This is a genomic window from Aurantimicrobium sp., assembly GCF_036667855.1.
Lineage (GTDB): Bacteria > Actinomycetota > Actinomycetes > Actinomycetales > Microbacteriaceae > Aurantimicrobium.
Genome location: NZ_JAVWTF010000037.1, coordinates 1 through 16,977, shown reverse-complemented (window position 1 = coordinate 16,977; position 16,977 = coordinate 1). Strand labels below are relative to the sequence as shown.

Below are 16,977 nucleotides of genomic sequence, written 5' to 3'. Positions count from 1 at the left end.
GTTGAACTCACGAACGCCACCGTTGTAGAAACGACGTGCTGCCTGAATCTTGTCTTCGGTGTCGACAAGCTCACCTTGGAGCTGGAGAAAGTTCTCACTGGCGTGCAGCTGGGGGTAGGCCTCTGCAACAGCGAAGATGCTCTTCAGAGCTGCCTGCATGTGGCCTTCAGCTTCTGCCGCAGCAGCTGGGGTGCTGGCCGAGAGTGTCTCTGCACGTGCTTTGGTGACGGCTTCGAAGACGCCCTTTTCGTGGGCGGCATAACCCTTGACTGTTTCAATCAGGTTGGGAATCAGGTCTGCTCGGCGCTTGAGCTGTACCGTGATGTCACTCCAGGCCTCATCCACGCGCACGTTGAGGGTAACCAGTGCGTTATATGTCGACCAGAGGTAAATGCCAACGATGGCGGCGACAACGACAATGAGTCCAAGTACGGGGAGCAGTACATCCATGTGTTCCATGTTACGGCCAGAAAGCTGGATGTCTGCCGAGAGAATCGTGAATACTTTCGTCCTTTTTGCCCCGAACGAATCTCACTAGGCTGGAGCAATGTCTTCCCCGCGTTCACGAAGAATTCACCCTGCCTGGATTGTGGCAGCAGTAGGATTCCTCGCACTCGTGGGCGCTGCCGGATTCCGAGCCGCACCGAGCGTGATGATGGTTCCCCTGGAACAAGAATTCGGCTGGAACCGCACCACCATTTCAACCGCCATCGGACTCAACATCTTGCTCTATGGCCTGATGGCGCCGTTCGCTGCCGCGCTGATGGCGCGCTTTGGTATGCGGAAGGTTTCTGCGTTCGCGCTGATCATGATTGCCTCCGGAAGCGCCTTGAGCACTTTGGTGGTGAGCCCGTGGATGCTCATGATGACCTGGGGTGTCATGATCGGTCTGGGCACCGGCTCGATGGCGATGGTCTTCGCTGCCACGATTACCAACACCTGGTTCTACGCTCGCAAAGGCTTGGTCTCAGGTGTGCTTTCCGCTGGAAGCGCGACCGGTCAGTTGGTTTTCCTCTCCACGTATGCCGGCCTGGTCGAAACCAACGGTTGGCGCTTCGTTTCGATTGTGGTTTCCCTTTCTGCTTTAGCGGTTGTGCCACTCGTTCTCATTTTCATGAAGGACTCCCCTGCCAAGCTGGGCATTCTTCGTTTTGGCGAAACACCAGAGATTGCCGCCAAGGTCGCTTCTGATGCTGCCCAGAACCCGGCACCCACTAACCCTGCAAAGAATGCTCTGGTCACGCTTGTTGACGCATCCAAGAACAAGACCTTCTGGGCTCTAGCTATTGGCTTTGCCATTTGTGGCGCCACCACCAACGGGTTGATTGGCGCCCACTTCATTCCTTCAGCTCACGACCACGGCATGCCCGAAACCACGGCCGCTGGATTGCTGGCAGTGGTGGGCATTTTCGATGTGTTCGGAACGATTGCCTCGGGTTGGCTGACTGACCGCGTCAACCCTCGCCTACTGCTGGCGCTGTACTACTTTGGCCGTGGCATCGCACTAATGCTTTTGCCCGTGCTCCTCTCTGATGCCATTCACCCCAGCCTGATTCTTTTTGTCGTGATCTATGGCCTGGACTGGGTGGCCACCGTTCCACCCACCATTGCGATCTGTAATGAAGTGTTTGGCAAAAAGGGACCTATCGTCTTTGGCTGGGTCTTTGCATCCCACCAAGTCGGTGCCTCTATTGCTGTGATTGTTGCGGGCGCCATTCGCGACCAAACTGGCGAATACACCCTGGCCTGGTTCGGCGCAGCGGCACTGTGTGCCGTGGCTGCCTGGATTAGTTTCCGTATTCGTAAAGTACCCACCCCGACTGTTTAGTTTCACTTCGGTCACAATTACTGCCTCACGGTCTGTGCACACCCGCTTCCAGGAATACACTTTTCTCAACCCGTTAAGAGACGAACGGGCCAGAGACAATGGAGTCCCTCCTCATGCCCTATTCCCCCGACCTTGTTGACGCCGCACGCGCGCAGCTCCAGGGACTTATTGGCACGACAACTCGTGGCGCCCAGGACCTGCTTGATCGCTTTGATCGCTGGGGTGGTGACCTGGTCGAGGCACTTGCCGAGATCTACCCGATAGAGACAGCTCTGCCCCAACTCATTGAAGTGATGGCAGCTGCCCATCTGCAGCGCGATGAGTCTTTACAGCAGCGTGACCGCGAGCGCGTGTTGGAACAAGACTGGTTTCAAAGCCCCGAGACCATTGGCTATGTGGCCTATGCGGATTTGTTTGCCAAGAATCTCAAAGGCATAGCTAAGCGCATTCCCTACCTTGAGAACTTGGGCGTGACTTACCTACACCTCCTCCCCATCTTGAAGCCTCGCCCTGGCGCTAACGACGGTGGATATGCGGTGATGGATTACCGCGCACTGCGCGAAGACTTGGGTTCCATGAAGGAGTTGCGCTCCACGGCAGACAAACTGCATGACTCAGGCATTTCTCTCACCCTCGACCTGGTGCTCAACCACGTTGCGCAGGAGCACGAGTGGGCAGAGAAAGCTCGTGCCGGGGATCCTGCCTACCGCGACTACTTCTATGTCTATCCCGACCGCACCATCCCTGATGAGTTCGAGAAGAGTTTGCTCGAAGTCTTCCCCGACTTCGCCCCTGGCAACTTCACCTGGGACGAGAAACTCAAGGGCTGGGTCTGGACCACTTTCAACTCCTACCAATGGGATGTGAACTGGTCGAACCCTGCTGTGTTCTGCGAATACGCCGACATCATTGCCAACCTGGCTAACCACGGTGTTGACTGCATACGTCTTGATGCCATTGCGTTTATGTGGAAGCGCATGGGCACCATTTGTCAGGGTGAGCCCGAGGTTCATGTCATTACTCAAGCTCTGCGTGCCTTCACCAAGATCTTCTCCCCTGCCATGATTTTCAAAGCGGAAGCTATCGTGGGTCCCGCCCAGGTTGGTGCCTACTTCGGCGAGGGTAAGCATGCGGGCAAGGTGTCTGACCTGGCGTATCACAACAGCTTGATGGTGCAGATTTGGTCGGCTATCGCCGCCAAGGATGCCACCCTCATGGTTCACACCATGTCTCGCTTCGCTGGATTGCCCAGCACCACCGCCTGGGGTGTCTATCTGCGCTGCCACGATGACATCGGCTGGGCTATCGATGACACCGATACCCACGAGGTTGGCCTCAATGGCCACGATCACCGCATGTTCTTGGCTGAATACTTTGAGGGCAGCTTCTATGGCTCACTCGCAACCGGTGAGCCCTTTATGCCGGACCCCGTTAGCGGTGAGCGCCGCACCTCCGGCACAGGCGCCAGCCTGGCCGGTATTGAGAAAGCCCTCAAACTCAAGGATGAAAAGCAGCTTGCCCTCGCCATTGAGCGTTACCTCTGTGCCTACACAATGATCTTTGGCTTCGGCGGCATTCCTCTGCTCTATATGGGTGACGAAATTGGTCTGCTCAACGACCACAGCTACCTCAAGGACGAAACCAAGGCCGAGGATAACCGCTGGCTCCACCGCCCCAAGATGAACTGGAAGGTTGCCGACGCGGCAGCCGCTGGAGAACTCGATGATAAGGCTGCGGGCATTATTTTCAACCGCATCAAGCACGTCATTGAAGTGCGGAAATCCCTGCCTTCCCTGCACGCCGGTGTTGCCACGACCGTGCGCAAGGGAACAGGACAGGGTGTGGTGATCTTTGACCGCGTTCACCCTGCCGGTGACATTGTTCAGGTCTATAACCTTTCTGACAGCCCACGTTGGCTCACCGCCACCGAGCTGGGAACTCTGTCCGGTTCTGTGACCGACCACCTCACAGGCCACACCTTCGATATTGGTGCCGGAGTTCCCCTCGCACCCTATGAGATGCGCTGGTTCACTCAGGGTTAGTTATTCACAAGCCCCTGTTGGCCAGAATTCATTAACGCTAGAATTCTGTACATGACAACCCTCCCCCTTGCTGAAGCCAGAGCTAACCTCTCCAAGCTTGTTGAGGCAGCTGTCACCACTCAAGAGATTTTTGAGATCACTCGAAACGGTGTCAGAGATGCTGTGCTCATGAGCGCAGATGAATATGACTCCCTCATCGAAACCATCGACATCCTGGGCGATGAAGAAACCATGGTTCAACTTCGCGTGGCATTGGCCCAGCAAAAAGCAGGCATGAGCGTGGCTGTGGATAAAGAAACATTGCTAGCGAGCATCGCTGCCAGAATGCCCGAATGAAACAGACCTACTCTGTCAAAATTCTTCCCGCGGCACGTGTTGCCATTGAGCTCCAGCTCCCCCAGAAAGTAGCTGCTGCAGTTGTTGAGTTTATCTACGGCCCGCTAGCCGAGAACCCTCATCGGATAGGAAAACTTCTCCGCGGTGACCTTGCCGGCATGATGGTTGCCAGACGCGGTGAATACCGCGTGATCTATGAAATCTTCGAGAATGAAATCATGATTGAGATTGTCTTGGTCTCACATCGCAGAACTGCCCATCGGCGACGATAATTTCTACTTGTTCCACAAAACAAAGAATCCTCTTTTGCTAGTCAGCAAAAGAGGATTCTTGTAATTGGTTATTTAGAAACCGGAGTCAGACTGACTGCACATAACAGATGCGTAAGCGCCAGTTGATGTGTTTTCCGATACAACTTCACCATCGACAGTAATTTTGCAACTGAGTGTTGTGGTGGAGTCTGTTCCAATAGCAACGAGTGAGAGGCTTGAGAAGTCAAGAATTCCCCCATCAGCGAGAGTTCCCGTGTAGCTGAATGGCAATGGTGCACCATTAGCGGACTGTGAAGAATATTCACCGTCCGAGTAAGACGAATAGGTGATCATTGCGCTACCGCCATCGCCAGTGACTTCATAAACGAATTCGCTTGCACCGGCAGCTTCTTCTGAAACTTCAGAAGATTCAGAAACCGCAGCAGTTTCATCTATTGCAGAACTCACAGCTCCAACTGCAGCCGCGGTAAAAGCAATCACAAGAACGATTGAAAGTGCCGAAAGAATAACGCCGATGAGAGCCATGACACGACTAGGGCGCCCACCGGTCAAGCCGATAATGCCCAGAATAAGGCCCACAATCGCTGGCGCCCACACGAGGAAGATTCCCGCGAGTGGGATGAAACTGGAAAGAATTGCAACAATGCCAAGGATGAGAGCAGTGATTGCTAACCCCGAGCCTTTGTTGTTAGTCACTGATTCAGTCATTTGACTACTCCCTAAATAGAGAGGGAGGCCCCCTTGACCCCCCAAGTAATCTTAATGATACTCATAGTCCGTGGACTTATAGTGCGTATTCCTAAAGCTTTGAATTATGGCAAGCGCAGGTGTCCGTGAGATTCAGCAGAGGAAAGCCTTCGGCGACCGGATCCGTGCTTTGCGGAGCGAACAGGGGCTCTCTCAGGAAGAATTTGCACATGAGATAGGGCTTGACCGCACCTACATTGGCGGCGTGGAGCGAGGGGAAAGAAACGTCAGCCTCGATAACATTCATCGCATCGCATCTGCATTAGACGTAAGTCCATCAGAATTATTTACGAACTAAATAGAACAATTTCATGAGATGCCTCGATCTGCTCATGCTGAAAGTTGAATCCCATCCGCAAGGAACAACTCTTAAGCTAATTAGATCTCCTGTTCGCAGAAACCCCAGAGAGATTTTTGAGGTGCTCCTCGACGCGATTGGCAAAAAGATCACACTTTGAGCTTCGAAGCTTGCTGGCCAGACTGCTACTCAGACGTTTTTCATGCCAATATGCGAGTTGTCTAACAGTAGTTCGTCGAACTATTCGTGAGGCAGAATCATCAATCAGCAGGAACAAGCTATCTGGGGTCATTACTTCGTAGGGCAAGACGTCAAGTACTTGTTCTTCTAAATCCAAAAAGCCGGAGTCAAGAGTCAATAAAATCTCTGCACCAGATGAAATAGCTCCACAATGTACGTGCAGGTCATTTGGGTCACTCGTGGGGTTAGGAAGATTTCCAGGAAAACCAGTAAGAACTTCATCGAAACTAGAAACTATTTTTCCTCTGAGGCTAACAATTACTTCCCCATCGGCATCGGGAATTTTTCGACGCAAATGGTATTCAACTTCGGCCAATACATCTTCAGATGTGACAAGGGTAAACATTCCACCTTGAGATTCGACTCTGAGTAAGCAAAGCCAATCTCTGATGGTGCGCGACATAAGAACATTCGCGTCAACGAATATTCTCATTCCCGTAAACATCATCTATTTTGTGCCTAAAGATCACCGATGCGATCAGATAGCTCTCGCATTTCTTCAACTGCCCGAGCTTGCATATCAGCTCGCTTGGCTTTGTAAGCAAGAAGATCATCGGTTTTGATTCGCGTGTGTGTACCCACTTTGTGAGATGGAATCTGTCGCTCAGCGATTAGTTTCATCAAAGTGGGCCGTGACAGCCCCAAAAGCCTGGCAGCAGCCGCAGAGGTAAGTTCGGAAGGAACAGAAGAAAAAGAAGTTCTGCCACCCTGTGCCGCTGTTTCAATCACAGCTTCTAAAACTCGAGAAAGCTGGGTTGGCAGTTCAACAATTTCTCCGTTCTCGAGCGACACGGAGAAAATAAGCTTGCGGCAATCTTTAGTTTTTTCGAGTAAATCTTGCGCTTGTGCATTCTGGACCTCATCTATAACAAGGTCATTTCCACTAAGTACTGCAGACTTCATGTGGGAATCCATTCTGTAGGTAACAGAAAGTATTGCACTTATAAGTGCAAATTACAAAGTATTTTGTTATTTTGTGGAAATTTGGTACCCCCAGTGGGACTCGAACCCACACTGGATCGATTTTAAGTCGATTGCCTCTGCCGATTGGGCTATGGGGGCGTACCTTGTCAAGGCTAGCAAAGCACAAGGGAGGCCGCGGACGGCCTCCCTTGTGTAGTAAAGATTTACTTCTTTGCTGCAGGCTTCTTTGCAGGAGCCTTCTTCGCTGCAGGCTTTGCTGCTGCCTTGGCAGGAGCTGCTGCAGGAGCTGGACGCGAAGCGAACTCTTCGAATGCTGCGCGAGGAGTCTCACGAGCTTCGAGCGAGACGATGTCGCGGCCGAGCCAGAAGTTGTTCCACCAGCCACCAACAACGCGGAACTTGCGCTCGAAGGAAGGCATAGCAAGACCGTGGTAGCCACGGTGTGCGAGCCAGGCGATGTAACCCTTGAGGGCGATCTTGCCGGACTGGAACACACCGATGTTGAGGCCGAGGCCTGCAACTGCACCGAGGTTCTTGTGGAAGTAGTCAGTGGGGCCTTCGCCACGCAGCACTGCAGCAATGTTGCGTGCCATGAGCTTGCCCTGACGAACAGCGTGCTGTGCGTTAGGAACGCAGTAACCGCCTACGCCGCCACCTGAAAGGTCGGGGCATGCGGTTGCGTCTCCAGCACCCCAGGCGCCTTCGATAACTCCGTTGTCGCCTTCAACGCGCAGGTCTGCACGAACGCGCAGACGACCACGCTCGTCGAGGGGGAAGTCAGTTGCACGAAGCATGGGGTTAGCCATGACACCTGCAGTCCAGATGATGAGGTCAGACTCGAAGCTTTCACCGGTGGAGAGCTGGATAACACCGTTCTCTGCCGACTGGAGCTGTGTGTCGAGGTGAACCTGAGCACCTCGCTCAGCAAGGTTCTTGAGAACCCAGTGGCTGGTCTCAAGCGAAACCTCAGGCATGATGCGTCCCATGGCCTCGATGAGGTGGAAGTGAGTGTCCTCGAAGTTCAGCTCTGGGTAGTCCTTGATGAGGTCAGAAGCCAGCGAGCGAAGCTCAGCGAAAACCTCAATACCTGCGAAGCCACCACCAACAACGGTGACGGTGAGCAGACGGTCACGCTCTGGCCCTGCAGGAAGCTGAGCTGCCTTGTCAAAGTTGGAGAGGATGCGGTCGCGGATGGCAACTGCTTCTTCAATGGTCTTCAGGCCGATGGCGTTGTCTGCAATGCCGGGGATGGGGAAGGTGCGAGAAACAGCACCTGCGGTGAAGATGACCTGGTCATACTTCTCTGCGAATTCGGTGCCCGCGTTGGGAACGATGGTGGCGGTCTTCTTCTTGTGGTCAATGCCAACAACCTTGCCCGAGATGATGCGGGTGCGCTTGAGGTGTGAGCGGTGACCGACGACAGCGTGACGTGCCTCGATGGAGCCAGCTGCAATTTCAGGCAGGAATGGCTGGTAGGTCATGTAGGGCAGTGGATCAACAATGGTGACCTCTGCCTCTCCCTTGCGAAGGAGTTTTTCGAGCTTCCACGCGGTATAGAAACCTGCGTAGCCAGCACCGACAATAAGAATCTTGGGCACAGTAATACGTCTCCAGCTAGACAAAGTGGGGTTAGGGCGTCTCGTCTGTTTCGTGATGGGAATTGTCACGGGGAACAACAGGTCGAAGTCTTCGAGTAACTACGATGTACCCGATAACTACAATCGTACCGAATCCAGCGAAAAACAATAACGGAACACCCACGGTGGTCAGCTGATACAGGGTTGGAAGCCCGGCAATATTCCCACTGTCGAAGGGTAATGGCAGTGGCGTGGCCGTGGAAGTGTCCCAGGGCTCGGGTGTGGTGGTGTTACTTCCACGGCGATAGAGCTTGATCCACTCTTCCAAAGAACCCAGTGGGTTCTTCTTCACCGTGGGGACATCTGCCGTCACTGCGGCATAGGCATTGATCTTGCCGTAGCCATATATGGGGCTGGGAACCTCGCCCACGGGAGTGGCTGTCGAGATGATGCGGTTGATCACATTGTTGGCATCAAGCTCGGGGTGTGACGCACGAACCAGCGCAACCAGGCCGGCAACAATCGGAGTCGCACCACTGGAGCCAGACCACTTCATGTAGGCACCACCGGGTGCAACCCCAACGAGTGCTTCACTGGGTGCGGAAACACCAATGGTGATTCCTTGACTCGAGGCGTCATAGCTTGCTTCACCGTTGACGTCGAGACCAGCCACCGTCAGCACACCAGGGATCGTGGCAGGTGCGCCCACCTCGGTAGTGCCTGCTCCTCGGTTGCCAGCAGCGGCCACAATGACCACATCATGCTCGAACGCATAGAGGAATGCCTTGTCCCAGCTTGTGGGCCATTCCAGGCTGTTACGTGTCAAGGACATATTGATGACCTTGGCGCCTTGATCGACAGACCAGATGATGGCATTTGCAATCTGCTCGTCGGAAGGAATCGAAGTTTCCACACCAAACGCCACGGATGCGGACAGCAGTTGTGCTGCGGGGGCCGTCCCCAAGACGCCGTTGTTTCCACCAGTGCCACGACCGGCCAGAACTGAGGCAACGAGCGTTCCGTGATCTGGTGACTCCCCCACCGGAGTGCGACCATCAGGTGAGCCCACACCAGAGAAATCAGCTCCACCGACAACCGCAGCGTTGATGTCGGGGGCATAGCCGATACCTGAGTCAATCACCGAGACCAGCACACCATCACCCTGGGTCACATCCCAGGCTTGATAGAAGTTGTAGTCACCCAACCAGTATTCGAAGTCTCGAATGTAGTCCGCGCGTGCAGGAGTGACCGAAAGCACTGCCAAGGCAGTGACGGCAAGAACAGAGAGGGAGGCTAAACCGCGTCGTAGTCGATGCATTGACACACCTCAGGTGACCAGGAAGACCGGGCCAAGGCAAGATCACCGATGGGGTTCACGCCAGGACCGGCAGCCAGAGCGTGACCAGCCAGGGCGTGCAGGCACTTCACGCGCACCGGCATACCGCCAGCAGAAATACCATCCAACTCAGGCACAACAGCAATGGATTCACGGTCGGCAATGAACTGCTCATGCGCGACGAGATATTGCTTTTGCATCTCTTCGTCGGCGTTCAGAATCTCGATGAACTCGGCCATCACCTGGGTTGCTTCCAGATCAGACATGGCGATTGTGGCAGCCGGGTGAGTGAGGTAGTAGAAGGTGGGAAATGGGGTTCCATCCGACAGCCGGGGCGCGGTCGCGACCACTGTCGGAGCACCGCACACACAGCGTGCCGGAATACCAATCACATCGCGCGCGGGCCTGCCAAGCTGCGCCGACACAATACGGATGTCGTCGTCGGTGGCAGGGTCAAATGGCGGGCGCATAGAAAGCTTTCTTACTGTGTGGGTTGAACTTGTTCAGGTGTGGGAGTACCCAAACCAGCAACAAGGAAAGATTTGAGCAGACCTGAGACCCAGTCAGTGCTGGTGTCTTGCAGAGAAGCAGTTGCCTTCTCGCGCTTGAGGTCATCGATGGTGGCGTCGTTGATCACGAGGTAGCTGATCTCACCCGGCATGACATAGTAGAGACGGTCACGGGCCTGAGCACGCACATAAGCGGGGTCATCCCAGCGTGCACGCTGCTTTTCCAAGTCTGTGATTTGAGAAGTTTTTAGATCAGCTTCAGCTTGCAGATCGGCAATAACCTGACGTTGCTCAATCCAAATTTTGATGTTCGGAGCGAGCACGAGCATGCCCAGCAGGGTCAGGCTCATGATCAAGATAGAAAAGCCCGACAGTCGAATACTGCCGAGCCAGACGCCCGCTTTCGTGGTTCCGGTGACCAAAGCCACCGGAACCTTACGAACGCGAACGTTTTTCTTAGCCATTGAGGGCCAGTGACGCCTTAGGCGGTGAAGCGGGGGAAAGCGCTGCTGCCTGCGTAGACAGCTGCTTCACCCAGCTCTTCTTCAATACGCAGAAGCTGGTTGTACTTGGCAACACGGTCGCTACGAGCAGGTGCACCCGTCTTGATCTGACCACAGTCGGTAGCAACGGCGAGGTCAGCAATGGTGGTGTCCTCGGTCTCACCGGAACGGTGAGAGAGGATAGCCTTCATGCCGTGACGCTGTGCGAGAGATACTGCATCGAGAGTCTCGGTGAGGGTACCAATCTGGTTTACCTTGACCAGGATCGAGTTACCGGCCTTGAGGTCGATACCCTTCTGCAGGCGAACAGGGTTGGTGACGTAGAGGTCGTCACCCACGAGCTGGAGCTTGTCACCAAGCTCAGCGGTGATGTGAGTCCAACCGGTCCAGTCATCTTCATCCAGTGGGTCTTCGATGGAGACGAGGGGGAAGTCGCGAACGAGCTCTGCGTAGTACGCGGTCATCTCTTCAGAGGTGCGCTTCTGGCCCTCGAAGTGGTAGGCGCCATCCTTGTAGAACTCAGAAGAAGCAACGTCAAGTGCAAGACCAATGTCCTTACCTGGCTTGAAGCCAGCCTGCTCGATAGCGCCGACGATGAATTCGAGTGCACCACGGTTGTTGGGGAGGTCAGGAGCGAAACCACCCTCATCACCGAGACCGGTAGCCATACCGTTCTTCTTGAGCAGTGACTTGAGCGAGTGGTAGATCTCCACACCCCAGCGCAGTGCTTCAGAGAAGCTCTCTGCACCGTGAGGAACAGCCATGAACTCCTGGATGTCCACACCGGTGTCAGCGTGTGCACCACCGTTGATGATGTTCATCAGGGGAACAGGAAGAGTGTGAGCGTTGGGGCCACCAACGTAACGGAAGAGAGGAAGGTCTGCAGAGTCTGCAGCAGCCTTCGCAACAGCAAGAGAAACACCGAGGATGGCGTTTGCACCGAGGCGCTTCTTGTTCTCGGTGCCGTCGAGCTCAATCATGGCGCCATCGATGAGGCGCTGGTCAGCAGCGTCGAAGCCTTCGAGTGCAGGGCCGATCTCGTCGATGACGGCGTCAACTGCCTTCTGAACACCCTTACCGAGGTAACGGTTCTTGTCTTCGTCGCGAAGTTCGTATGCTTCGAAAGCACCGGTGGATGCACCGGATGGGACTGCAGCGCGGGCAAGCACGCCATCTTCGAGCAGAACCTCTACCTCAACGGTGGGGTTACCGCGAGAGTCGAGAATTTCGCGTGCGCCAATGGCGTCAATGAGGGCCACAGTGTCTCCTTGTGATGTGTTAGGTGGTGTGTAGAAAAAGTGAGGGAATTACTAGTAATTCTAGGCGAGGTCCTTGAAGACCAGGTCCTTGGCACTCGTAGTCTCAGCAGAAACAAAGGCAAAGGAGCCAAATCCTGCTTCCCGAGCACGATCGAGCACGGGAGTGAGGTTCTTGGCACGCTTTTCGAGACGCACGCGCTTACCCGCAGCAATGAGCTCGCTCTTGATGCCAATCAATGTCGAAAGACTCAGATCAGCGCTGTCCAGCACGGCATCGTGAACCAGCACGACGCTGTCTGAGACGTAAGCGTCGTCGACTTCGATGAGGTCAACAATGCGCTCAAAACCAATGGAGAAGCCCGCTGCAGGAACGTCTTGACCCAGGAAGCGACCAATCATGCCGTCATAGCGACCGCCGCCACCGACGGAGGAACCAGACTCGGGGTGGGCAATCTCAAAGATGGTGCCCGTGTAATACCCCATGCCGCGGACCAGGGTGGGGTCGAAGCGCACCTCAACACCCGAAGGGAGCTCCGTCAACGACTTCGCCAGGGTTTCCAGGTCTGCCACGGCATCAGAATCGATGCCGTCAGGCAGGACAGAGAGAATGTCTGCGGTGGTCATCGGGACACCACCAGAAGCCAGGTGTGGCTCAATGCGTTCGAGCAGTCCGCCTAGCACCGCTGCTGCATCGGGGCCGGTCTCGGAGAGTTCCTTGACGACGCCCTCGGTGCCGATCTTGTCGAGCTTGTCGATCGAGATCAGGGCAGATCCGAAGCGCTCGGGGGCAAACCCGCAGTAATCGAGGATGCCTGCCAAAATGCGACGGTCATTGATGCGAATGGTGCAACCCTCAAGGCCCAGGGTGGAGAGAACAGCCGAGGTCGCCGTGATGAGCTCAACTTCAGCAAGTTGTCCTGCTTCACCAATGATGTCGATGTCGCACTGCACGAACTGGCGGTAGCGGCCCTTCTGGGGGCGTTCAGCTCGCCAGACCGGAGCAATCTGTATCGCACGGAAAACCGAAGGGAGCTCAGCACGGTGCGTTGCATAGAACCGAGCCAAAGGCACAGTCAGATCAAAGCGCAGACCGAGGTCTGCCAAGTCGTGGGCATCACCTGAGTTGGCAGCTGCTTCAAGCGCTTCCTTATCCAAACCACGCTTGAGCACGCTGAAGGCAAGCTTCTCGTTATCGCCACCGAGGCCAGAGTGCAGGCGCTCAAAGTCTTCAACAACGGGAGTCTCGATTTCTTCAAAGCCATGGCTGGCGTAGACATCTCGAATGACACGTAAAGCGCGTTCGCGCTTTGCCTTGTCTGCAGGCAGGAAATCCCGCATGCCACGGGGAGGAGATACGTCACGAGCCATGTATCTATTCTGCCTCTCGAATGTCTTCCTGGAGTTCACGCAGCCTCACACGCAGAGCTTTCTCAGCATCAATGCCCTGCTCACGTGCAGAGGAGACAATGCTCAGCAGAATGCTGCCGACTTCGTCTTCATCTGCCCAGATGGGTGGATCGGGCAGGTGTTGCTTCTCGAGACCCACCGTTTCTGCCTTGCCGAGGAGTTTTTCGGCGAGCGCGAGGGCAGGCATGGACTGCGGAATGCCATCCAGGGTGGAGGTTCGTCCGGGCTTTTCTTGTTTCTTGAGGTCATCCCAGACCGCCATGACATCGTCGGCTGTTTCTAGCTTGTTTTCGCCAAAGACGTGAGGGTGACGCCCCACCATCTTGGCGGTCATGTGGGCGGCAACATCTTGGATGTCGAATTCTTCACCGGGAGTGGTGGAGGCGAGGTCGGCATGGAAGATTACTTGATAGAGCACGTCACCGAGCTCTTCGATCATCTCCTCACGATTACCTGACTCAATAGCGTCAATGAGCTCATAAGTCTCTTCGACCAAGTACTTTATCAGGGACTCGTGAGTCTGCTCAGCATCCCAGGGGCAACCGCCCGGTGCTCGAAGAACAGCCATGACCTCGATGAGTTCATCGAGTTTGGATTGTTCTTTCTTCTCTATCTGGTTGTCACTCATTTGTTCTTCTCCAGATACTGCTCACGAATTCCCCAGCGATAGGCGGTGACATAGGCAATGGCCACGATCAGCCCCGGGGCAACCACGATGGGCAAATAGGCCAGCTCTGTGCCCACGGTGAAGGCTTGTAGCAGTGCAAAGATGGCGAAGCCAATACCGGCTAGGCCGGGACGATTCCAGCCCACCACGGTGAACAGCAAGATGGCCACGGCAGGAAACAGGTGCGTCCACACTGCCCAGGTGTAGATCAGGCTGGGGTTTGATGCGCCGCCAAGCATGGGTTCTTGCCGTGCCTGTGATTCATCCCACCAGGCAGTGAAATACAGTGCCGTGACCGCGAGAGCAAGGACACGTGAGGTCCAGATAGCGGCGACATAGCGTGTGCTTGTCACTCCTCGAAGTGAGGAGAAGATGGGGCTGGTCATCAGTTTCCCTCCAGATGTACAGCCCCATCCTCTCACCGAGTCAAAGAGACAATGGCCCGGTTCACTCGTCCGACAATAAAATGTCGGTTATGGCTCAGTAGTTCTACGTGGTGAGACGTCCTCGTAGCTGAGCCAGTTCATCGGTGAGCGCAGCTGGAACGCGCTCGCCAAACTTGTCGAAGTACTCCTCGGTGAGGTCGCACTCTGCGGTCCACATGTTGCGGTCCACGTGGAAAAGCTTCTCCATTGCCTCGTCCGAGACATCCAGACCTTCGAGGTTGAAGGTGCCAGCGGCAGGAACGCGGCCCATGGGTGCGTTCTCAGTGGCAACGTCACCGTCTACACGGCGCGCAATCCACTCGAGCACACGAGAGTTCTCACCAAAGCCTGGCCACAGGAAGGAGCCATCGGCATCCTTACGGAACCAGTTCACCTGGAAAATCGAAGGCGCCTTGTCGCCCAAGGTCTTGCCAATCTCGAGCCAGTGACCCCAGTAGTCAGCCATGTTGTAGCCACAGAAGGGAAGCATGGCGAAGGGGTCGCGACGCAGATCGCCCACGGTTCCTTCAGCAGCTGCGGTCTGCTCACTCGACATGGTGGCACCGATGAAGACACCGTGCTGCCAGTCGAAGGCTTCGGCAACGAGAGGAATGTTGGTTGCACGGCGACCACCAAAGATGATGGCATCCAGTGGCACACCAGCGTTTTCGTACCATTCCTCTGAGAGAGTGGGGCACTGCTGAATGGGCACCGTGAAGCGAGAGTTGGGGTGAGCGGCTGGACGACCGGAATCAGGAGTCCAGTCTTCTCCACGCCAGTCGATGAGGTGGTCTGGGACCGCCTCGGTCATACCCTCCCACCAGACGTCGCCGTCATCGGTGAGTGCCACGTTTGTGAAGATGGTGTTGGAGGCCACAGTATCCATCGCGACAGGGTTGGTCTTTTCGCCGGTGCCAGGAGCAACACCGAAGAAGCCTGCTTCAGGGTTGATTGCAAAGAGGCGACCATCTGCGCCGGGGCGCAGCCAGGCAATGTCATCACCGATAGTCTCGGCCTTCCAACCGGGGACGGTGGGACGGAGCATGGCGAGGTTGGTCTTGCCACAGGCCGAGGGGAAGGCCGCAGCCATGTGGTACGCCTTGCCTTCGGGTGAGGTGAGCTTGAGGATGAGCATGTGCTCGGCGAGCCAGCCTTCCTGCAGACCCATGAAGGAACCAATACGAAGCGAGAAGCACTTCTTGGACAGCAGAGCGTTTCCGCCGTAGCCAGAACCGAAGGACCAGATTTCACGAGTCTCAGGGAAGTGGCAGATGTATTTGGTGGAGTTCGAAGGCCACGCAATGTCCGCAATACGGCGGCCTGTTGCGTCAACAAGTGGCATGCCCACTGAGTGAACGGCAGGAACCCAGGGGGTCTTCTCATCGATCTGCGCCAGTGCATCAAATCCCATACGGGTCATGATGCGCAGGTTGAGAACAGCGTAGGGAGAGTCCGTGAGCTGGATGCCCACCTGAGAAATAGGACCACCGTAGGGCCCCATGGAGAAAGGTACGACGTACATCGTGCGACCGCGCATGGAACCGTCAAAGAGTCCACGCAGCTCTTCGTTCATCTCGTCAGGGTCGCGCCAGTTGTTGGTGGGACCAGCATCTGCTTCGTTGACGGAGCAGATGAAGGTGCGGTCTTCGACTCGCGCAACGTCGTCAGGGTCTGAACGAACCAGGAACGAGTTGGGACGCTTCTGGGCGTTGAGCGGAATCATCGATCCGGCGTCAACAAGAAGCTTGGTCAAGCGGTGCCATTCAGCATCGGAACCGTCGCACCATTCGATGCGCTCAGGCTTGGTCAGCTTGGCAATGTCAGCAACCCAGTGCAGCAGGGCACGCTGCGTGACAAAGGGAGGTGCGTTGAGGTCAGTAGCGATGGGCACCTCAGGCTGAACGATGGGTTCTGTCCGAGTGAGGTCTGCGATCGACATCTGAGTCTCCTTTGTCTCACCCAAGCTTCGAGGGAAGTAAAACTTGGTGATATTTCAAGTATTCACCTCTGATAACAGAATTGTTCCCCGTTTTGACTAGAAATAATCGCTGTTTTTCTCGTATTGTAAAGAAATGGCCACTGACATGATGATTTTGGGCAAACGCATCAAGCACTTCCGCATCACCGCGGGAATGACATTGGAACAGCTCGGCGACGCCGTCGGCGTTGTGCCGAGCCAGCTTTCCCTCATTGAGAACGGCAAGCGCGAACCCAAGCTGTCGCTTCTCAACGCCATTGCGAGCTCACTCAGTGTCACGGTCCCTGAATTACTCAGCACCGAAGCCCCTGACCGTCGCTCCGAGCTCGAGATTGAACTCGACCGCCTGCAGCAGTCCGAGCTCTACACCGCGCTCAACCTCCCCACCGTGCGCAGCACTAAAGGACTCAGTGATGAGGCACTCGAAGCCATCGTGGGACTCCACAAAGAAATGGAGCGTCGCTCACGCCAATCCATTGCCACCCCGGAAGAGGCACGTCGTGCCAACACCGAGCTGCAAGCGATTATGCGCGAGAAGAACAACTACCTGCCCGAACTTGATGAGTTGGCAGAAGATCTGGTCAAGCGCACCGGACACGAAACCGGCGCCCTCATGCACCGCACCGTGG

The 16,977-nt window shown here is 55.4% G+C and carries 19 protein-coding genes and 1 tRNA gene; 6 read left to right on the top strand and 14 right to left on the bottom strand.

Annotated elements, in window-relative coordinates; translation table 11 throughout:
* The coding region (locus RR877_RS07885) for a LemA family protein (protein WP_332627892.1) at nt 1-450 on the bottom strand (450 nt) is incomplete at its 3' end.
* A gap of 97 nt (nt 451-547) precedes the next feature.
* Here RR877_RS07885 and RR877_RS07880 point away from each other — a divergent pair.
* From RR877_RS07880 to RR877_RS07865, 4 genes are all read left to right on the top strand, one after another.
* Nucleotides 548-1,828, top strand: coding sequence for an MFS transporter (locus tag RR877_RS07880; RefSeq protein ID WP_277494820.1), 1,281 nt, complete (start codon nt 548-550; stop codon nt 1,826-1,828).
* A gap of 113 nt (nt 1,829-1,941) precedes the next feature.
* Complete coding sequence (locus RR877_RS07875) at nt 1,942-3,870, top strand: alpha-amylase family protein (RefSeq protein WP_332627890.1); 1,929 nt, start codon at nt 1,942-1,944, stop codon at nt 3,868-3,870.
* 51 nt (nt 3,871-3,921) lie between these two features.
* On the top strand, nt 3,922-4,206 hold the full coding sequence (locus tag RR877_RS07870; protein WP_332618714.1) for a type II toxin-antitoxin system Phd/YefM family antitoxin: 285 nt from the start codon (nt 3,922-3,924) through the stop codon (nt 4,204-4,206).
* On the top strand, nt 4,203-4,478 hold the full coding sequence (locus RR877_RS07865) for a type II toxin-antitoxin system RelE/ParE family toxin (protein ID WP_332551139.1): 276 nt from the start codon (nt 4,203-4,205) through the stop codon (nt 4,476-4,478). The genes RR877_RS07870 and RR877_RS07865 overlap by 4 nt, the downstream gene beginning before the upstream one ends.
* A 72-nt stretch (nt 4,479-4,550) precedes the next feature.
* On the opposite strand, the gene RR877_RS07860 is transcribed toward RR877_RS07865, so the two are convergent.
* A complete protein-coding gene (locus RR877_RS07860; RefSeq protein ID WP_277494816.1) occupies nt 4,551-5,186 on the bottom strand; it encodes an MmpS family transport accessory protein in 636 nt (211 codons plus the stop codon).
* Nucleotides 5,187-5,292: 106 nt separating this feature from the next.
* On the opposite strand from RR877_RS07860, the gene RR877_RS07855 reads away from it, so the two are divergent.
* Nucleotides 5,293-5,523: a helix-turn-helix transcriptional regulator gene (locus RR877_RS07855; protein ID WP_277494815.1), complete on the top strand. Its 231-nt coding sequence runs from the start codon at nt 5,293-5,295 to the stop codon at nt 5,521-5,523.
* Between the two features lie 76 nt (nt 5,524-5,599).
* On the opposite strand, the gene RR877_RS07850 is transcribed toward RR877_RS07855, so the two are convergent.
* The 12 genes from RR877_RS07850 to RR877_RS07795 all read right to left on the bottom strand — a co-directional run bounded on the left by RR877_RS07850 (nt 5,600) and on the right by RR877_RS07795 (nt 16,309).
* A complete protein-coding gene (locus RR877_RS07850) occupies nt 5,600-6,166 on the bottom strand; it encodes a PIN domain-containing protein (protein ID WP_277494814.1) in 567 nt (188 codons plus the stop codon).
* Nucleotides 6,167-6,222: 56 nt separating this feature from the next.
* Nucleotides 6,223-6,666, bottom strand: coding sequence for a helix-turn-helix domain-containing protein (locus RR877_RS07845; RefSeq protein ID WP_277494813.1), 444 nt, complete (start codon nt 6,664-6,666; stop codon nt 6,223-6,225).
* 82 nt (nt 6,667-6,748) lie between these two features.
* A tRNA-Leu gene (locus tag RR877_RS07840) sits at nt 6,749-6,825 on the bottom strand.
* A gap of 65 nt (nt 6,826-6,890) precedes the next feature.
* Nucleotides 6,891-8,285, bottom strand: coding sequence for an FAD-dependent oxidoreductase (locus RR877_RS07835; RefSeq protein WP_332627888.1), 1,395 nt, complete (start codon nt 8,283-8,285; stop codon nt 6,891-6,893).
* 31 nt (nt 8,286-8,316) lie between these two features.
* Nucleotides 8,317-9,582, bottom strand: coding sequence for a S8 family serine peptidase (locus tag RR877_RS07830; RefSeq protein ID WP_332551137.1), 1,266 nt, complete (start codon nt 9,580-9,582; stop codon nt 8,317-8,319).
* Entirely contained in the window at nt 9,558-10,070 is a 513-nt protein-coding gene (locus RR877_RS07825; protein ID WP_332551136.1) for a DUF501 domain-containing protein, read from the bottom strand. The genes RR877_RS07830 and RR877_RS07825 overlap by 25 nt, the downstream gene beginning before the upstream one ends.
* An 11-nt stretch (nt 10,071-10,081) precedes the next feature.
* Nucleotides 10,082-10,573, bottom strand: coding sequence for a septum formation initiator family protein (locus RR877_RS07820; RefSeq protein WP_110234227.1), 492 nt, complete (start codon nt 10,571-10,573; stop codon nt 10,082-10,084).
* 17 nt (nt 10,574-10,590) lie between these two features.
* Nucleotides 10,591-11,871 (bottom strand): phosphopyruvate hydratase, encoded by a 1,281-nt coding sequence (gene eno, locus RR877_RS07815; protein WP_110234229.1) that lies wholly within the window; start codon nt 11,869-11,871, stop codon nt 10,591-10,593.
* A 60-nt stretch (nt 11,872-11,931) separates the two neighbouring features.
* Nucleotides 11,932-13,239, bottom strand: a complete 1,308-nt coding sequence (hisS, locus tag RR877_RS07810) for a histidine--tRNA ligase (protein ID WP_332551135.1) — start codon at nt 13,237-13,239, stop codon at nt 11,932-11,934.
* Between the two features lie 4 nt (nt 13,240-13,243).
* On the bottom strand, nt 13,244-13,906 hold the full coding sequence (locus RR877_RS07805) for a MazG family protein (protein WP_332551134.1): 663 nt from the start codon (nt 13,904-13,906) through the stop codon (nt 13,244-13,246).
* Nucleotides 13,903-14,331, bottom strand: a complete 429-nt coding sequence (locus RR877_RS07800; RefSeq protein ID WP_332551133.1) for a hypothetical protein — start codon at nt 14,329-14,331, stop codon at nt 13,903-13,905. The genes RR877_RS07805 and RR877_RS07800 overlap by 4 nt, the downstream gene beginning before the upstream one ends.
* 103 nt (nt 14,332-14,434) lie before the next feature.
* Nucleotides 14,435-16,309 carry a phosphoenolpyruvate carboxykinase (GTP) gene (locus tag RR877_RS07795; protein ID WP_332627887.1) on the bottom strand — a complete coding sequence of 625 codons (1,875 nt, stop codon included), beginning with the start codon at nt 16,307-16,309 and terminating at the stop codon, nt 14,435-14,437.
* 133 nt (nt 16,310-16,442) lie between these two features.
* Between RR877_RS07795 and RR877_RS07790 the strand changes: the two genes are divergently transcribed.
* The coding region (locus RR877_RS07790; protein WP_332627886.1) for a helix-turn-helix transcriptional regulator at nt 16,443-16,977 on the top strand (535 nt) is incomplete at its 3' end.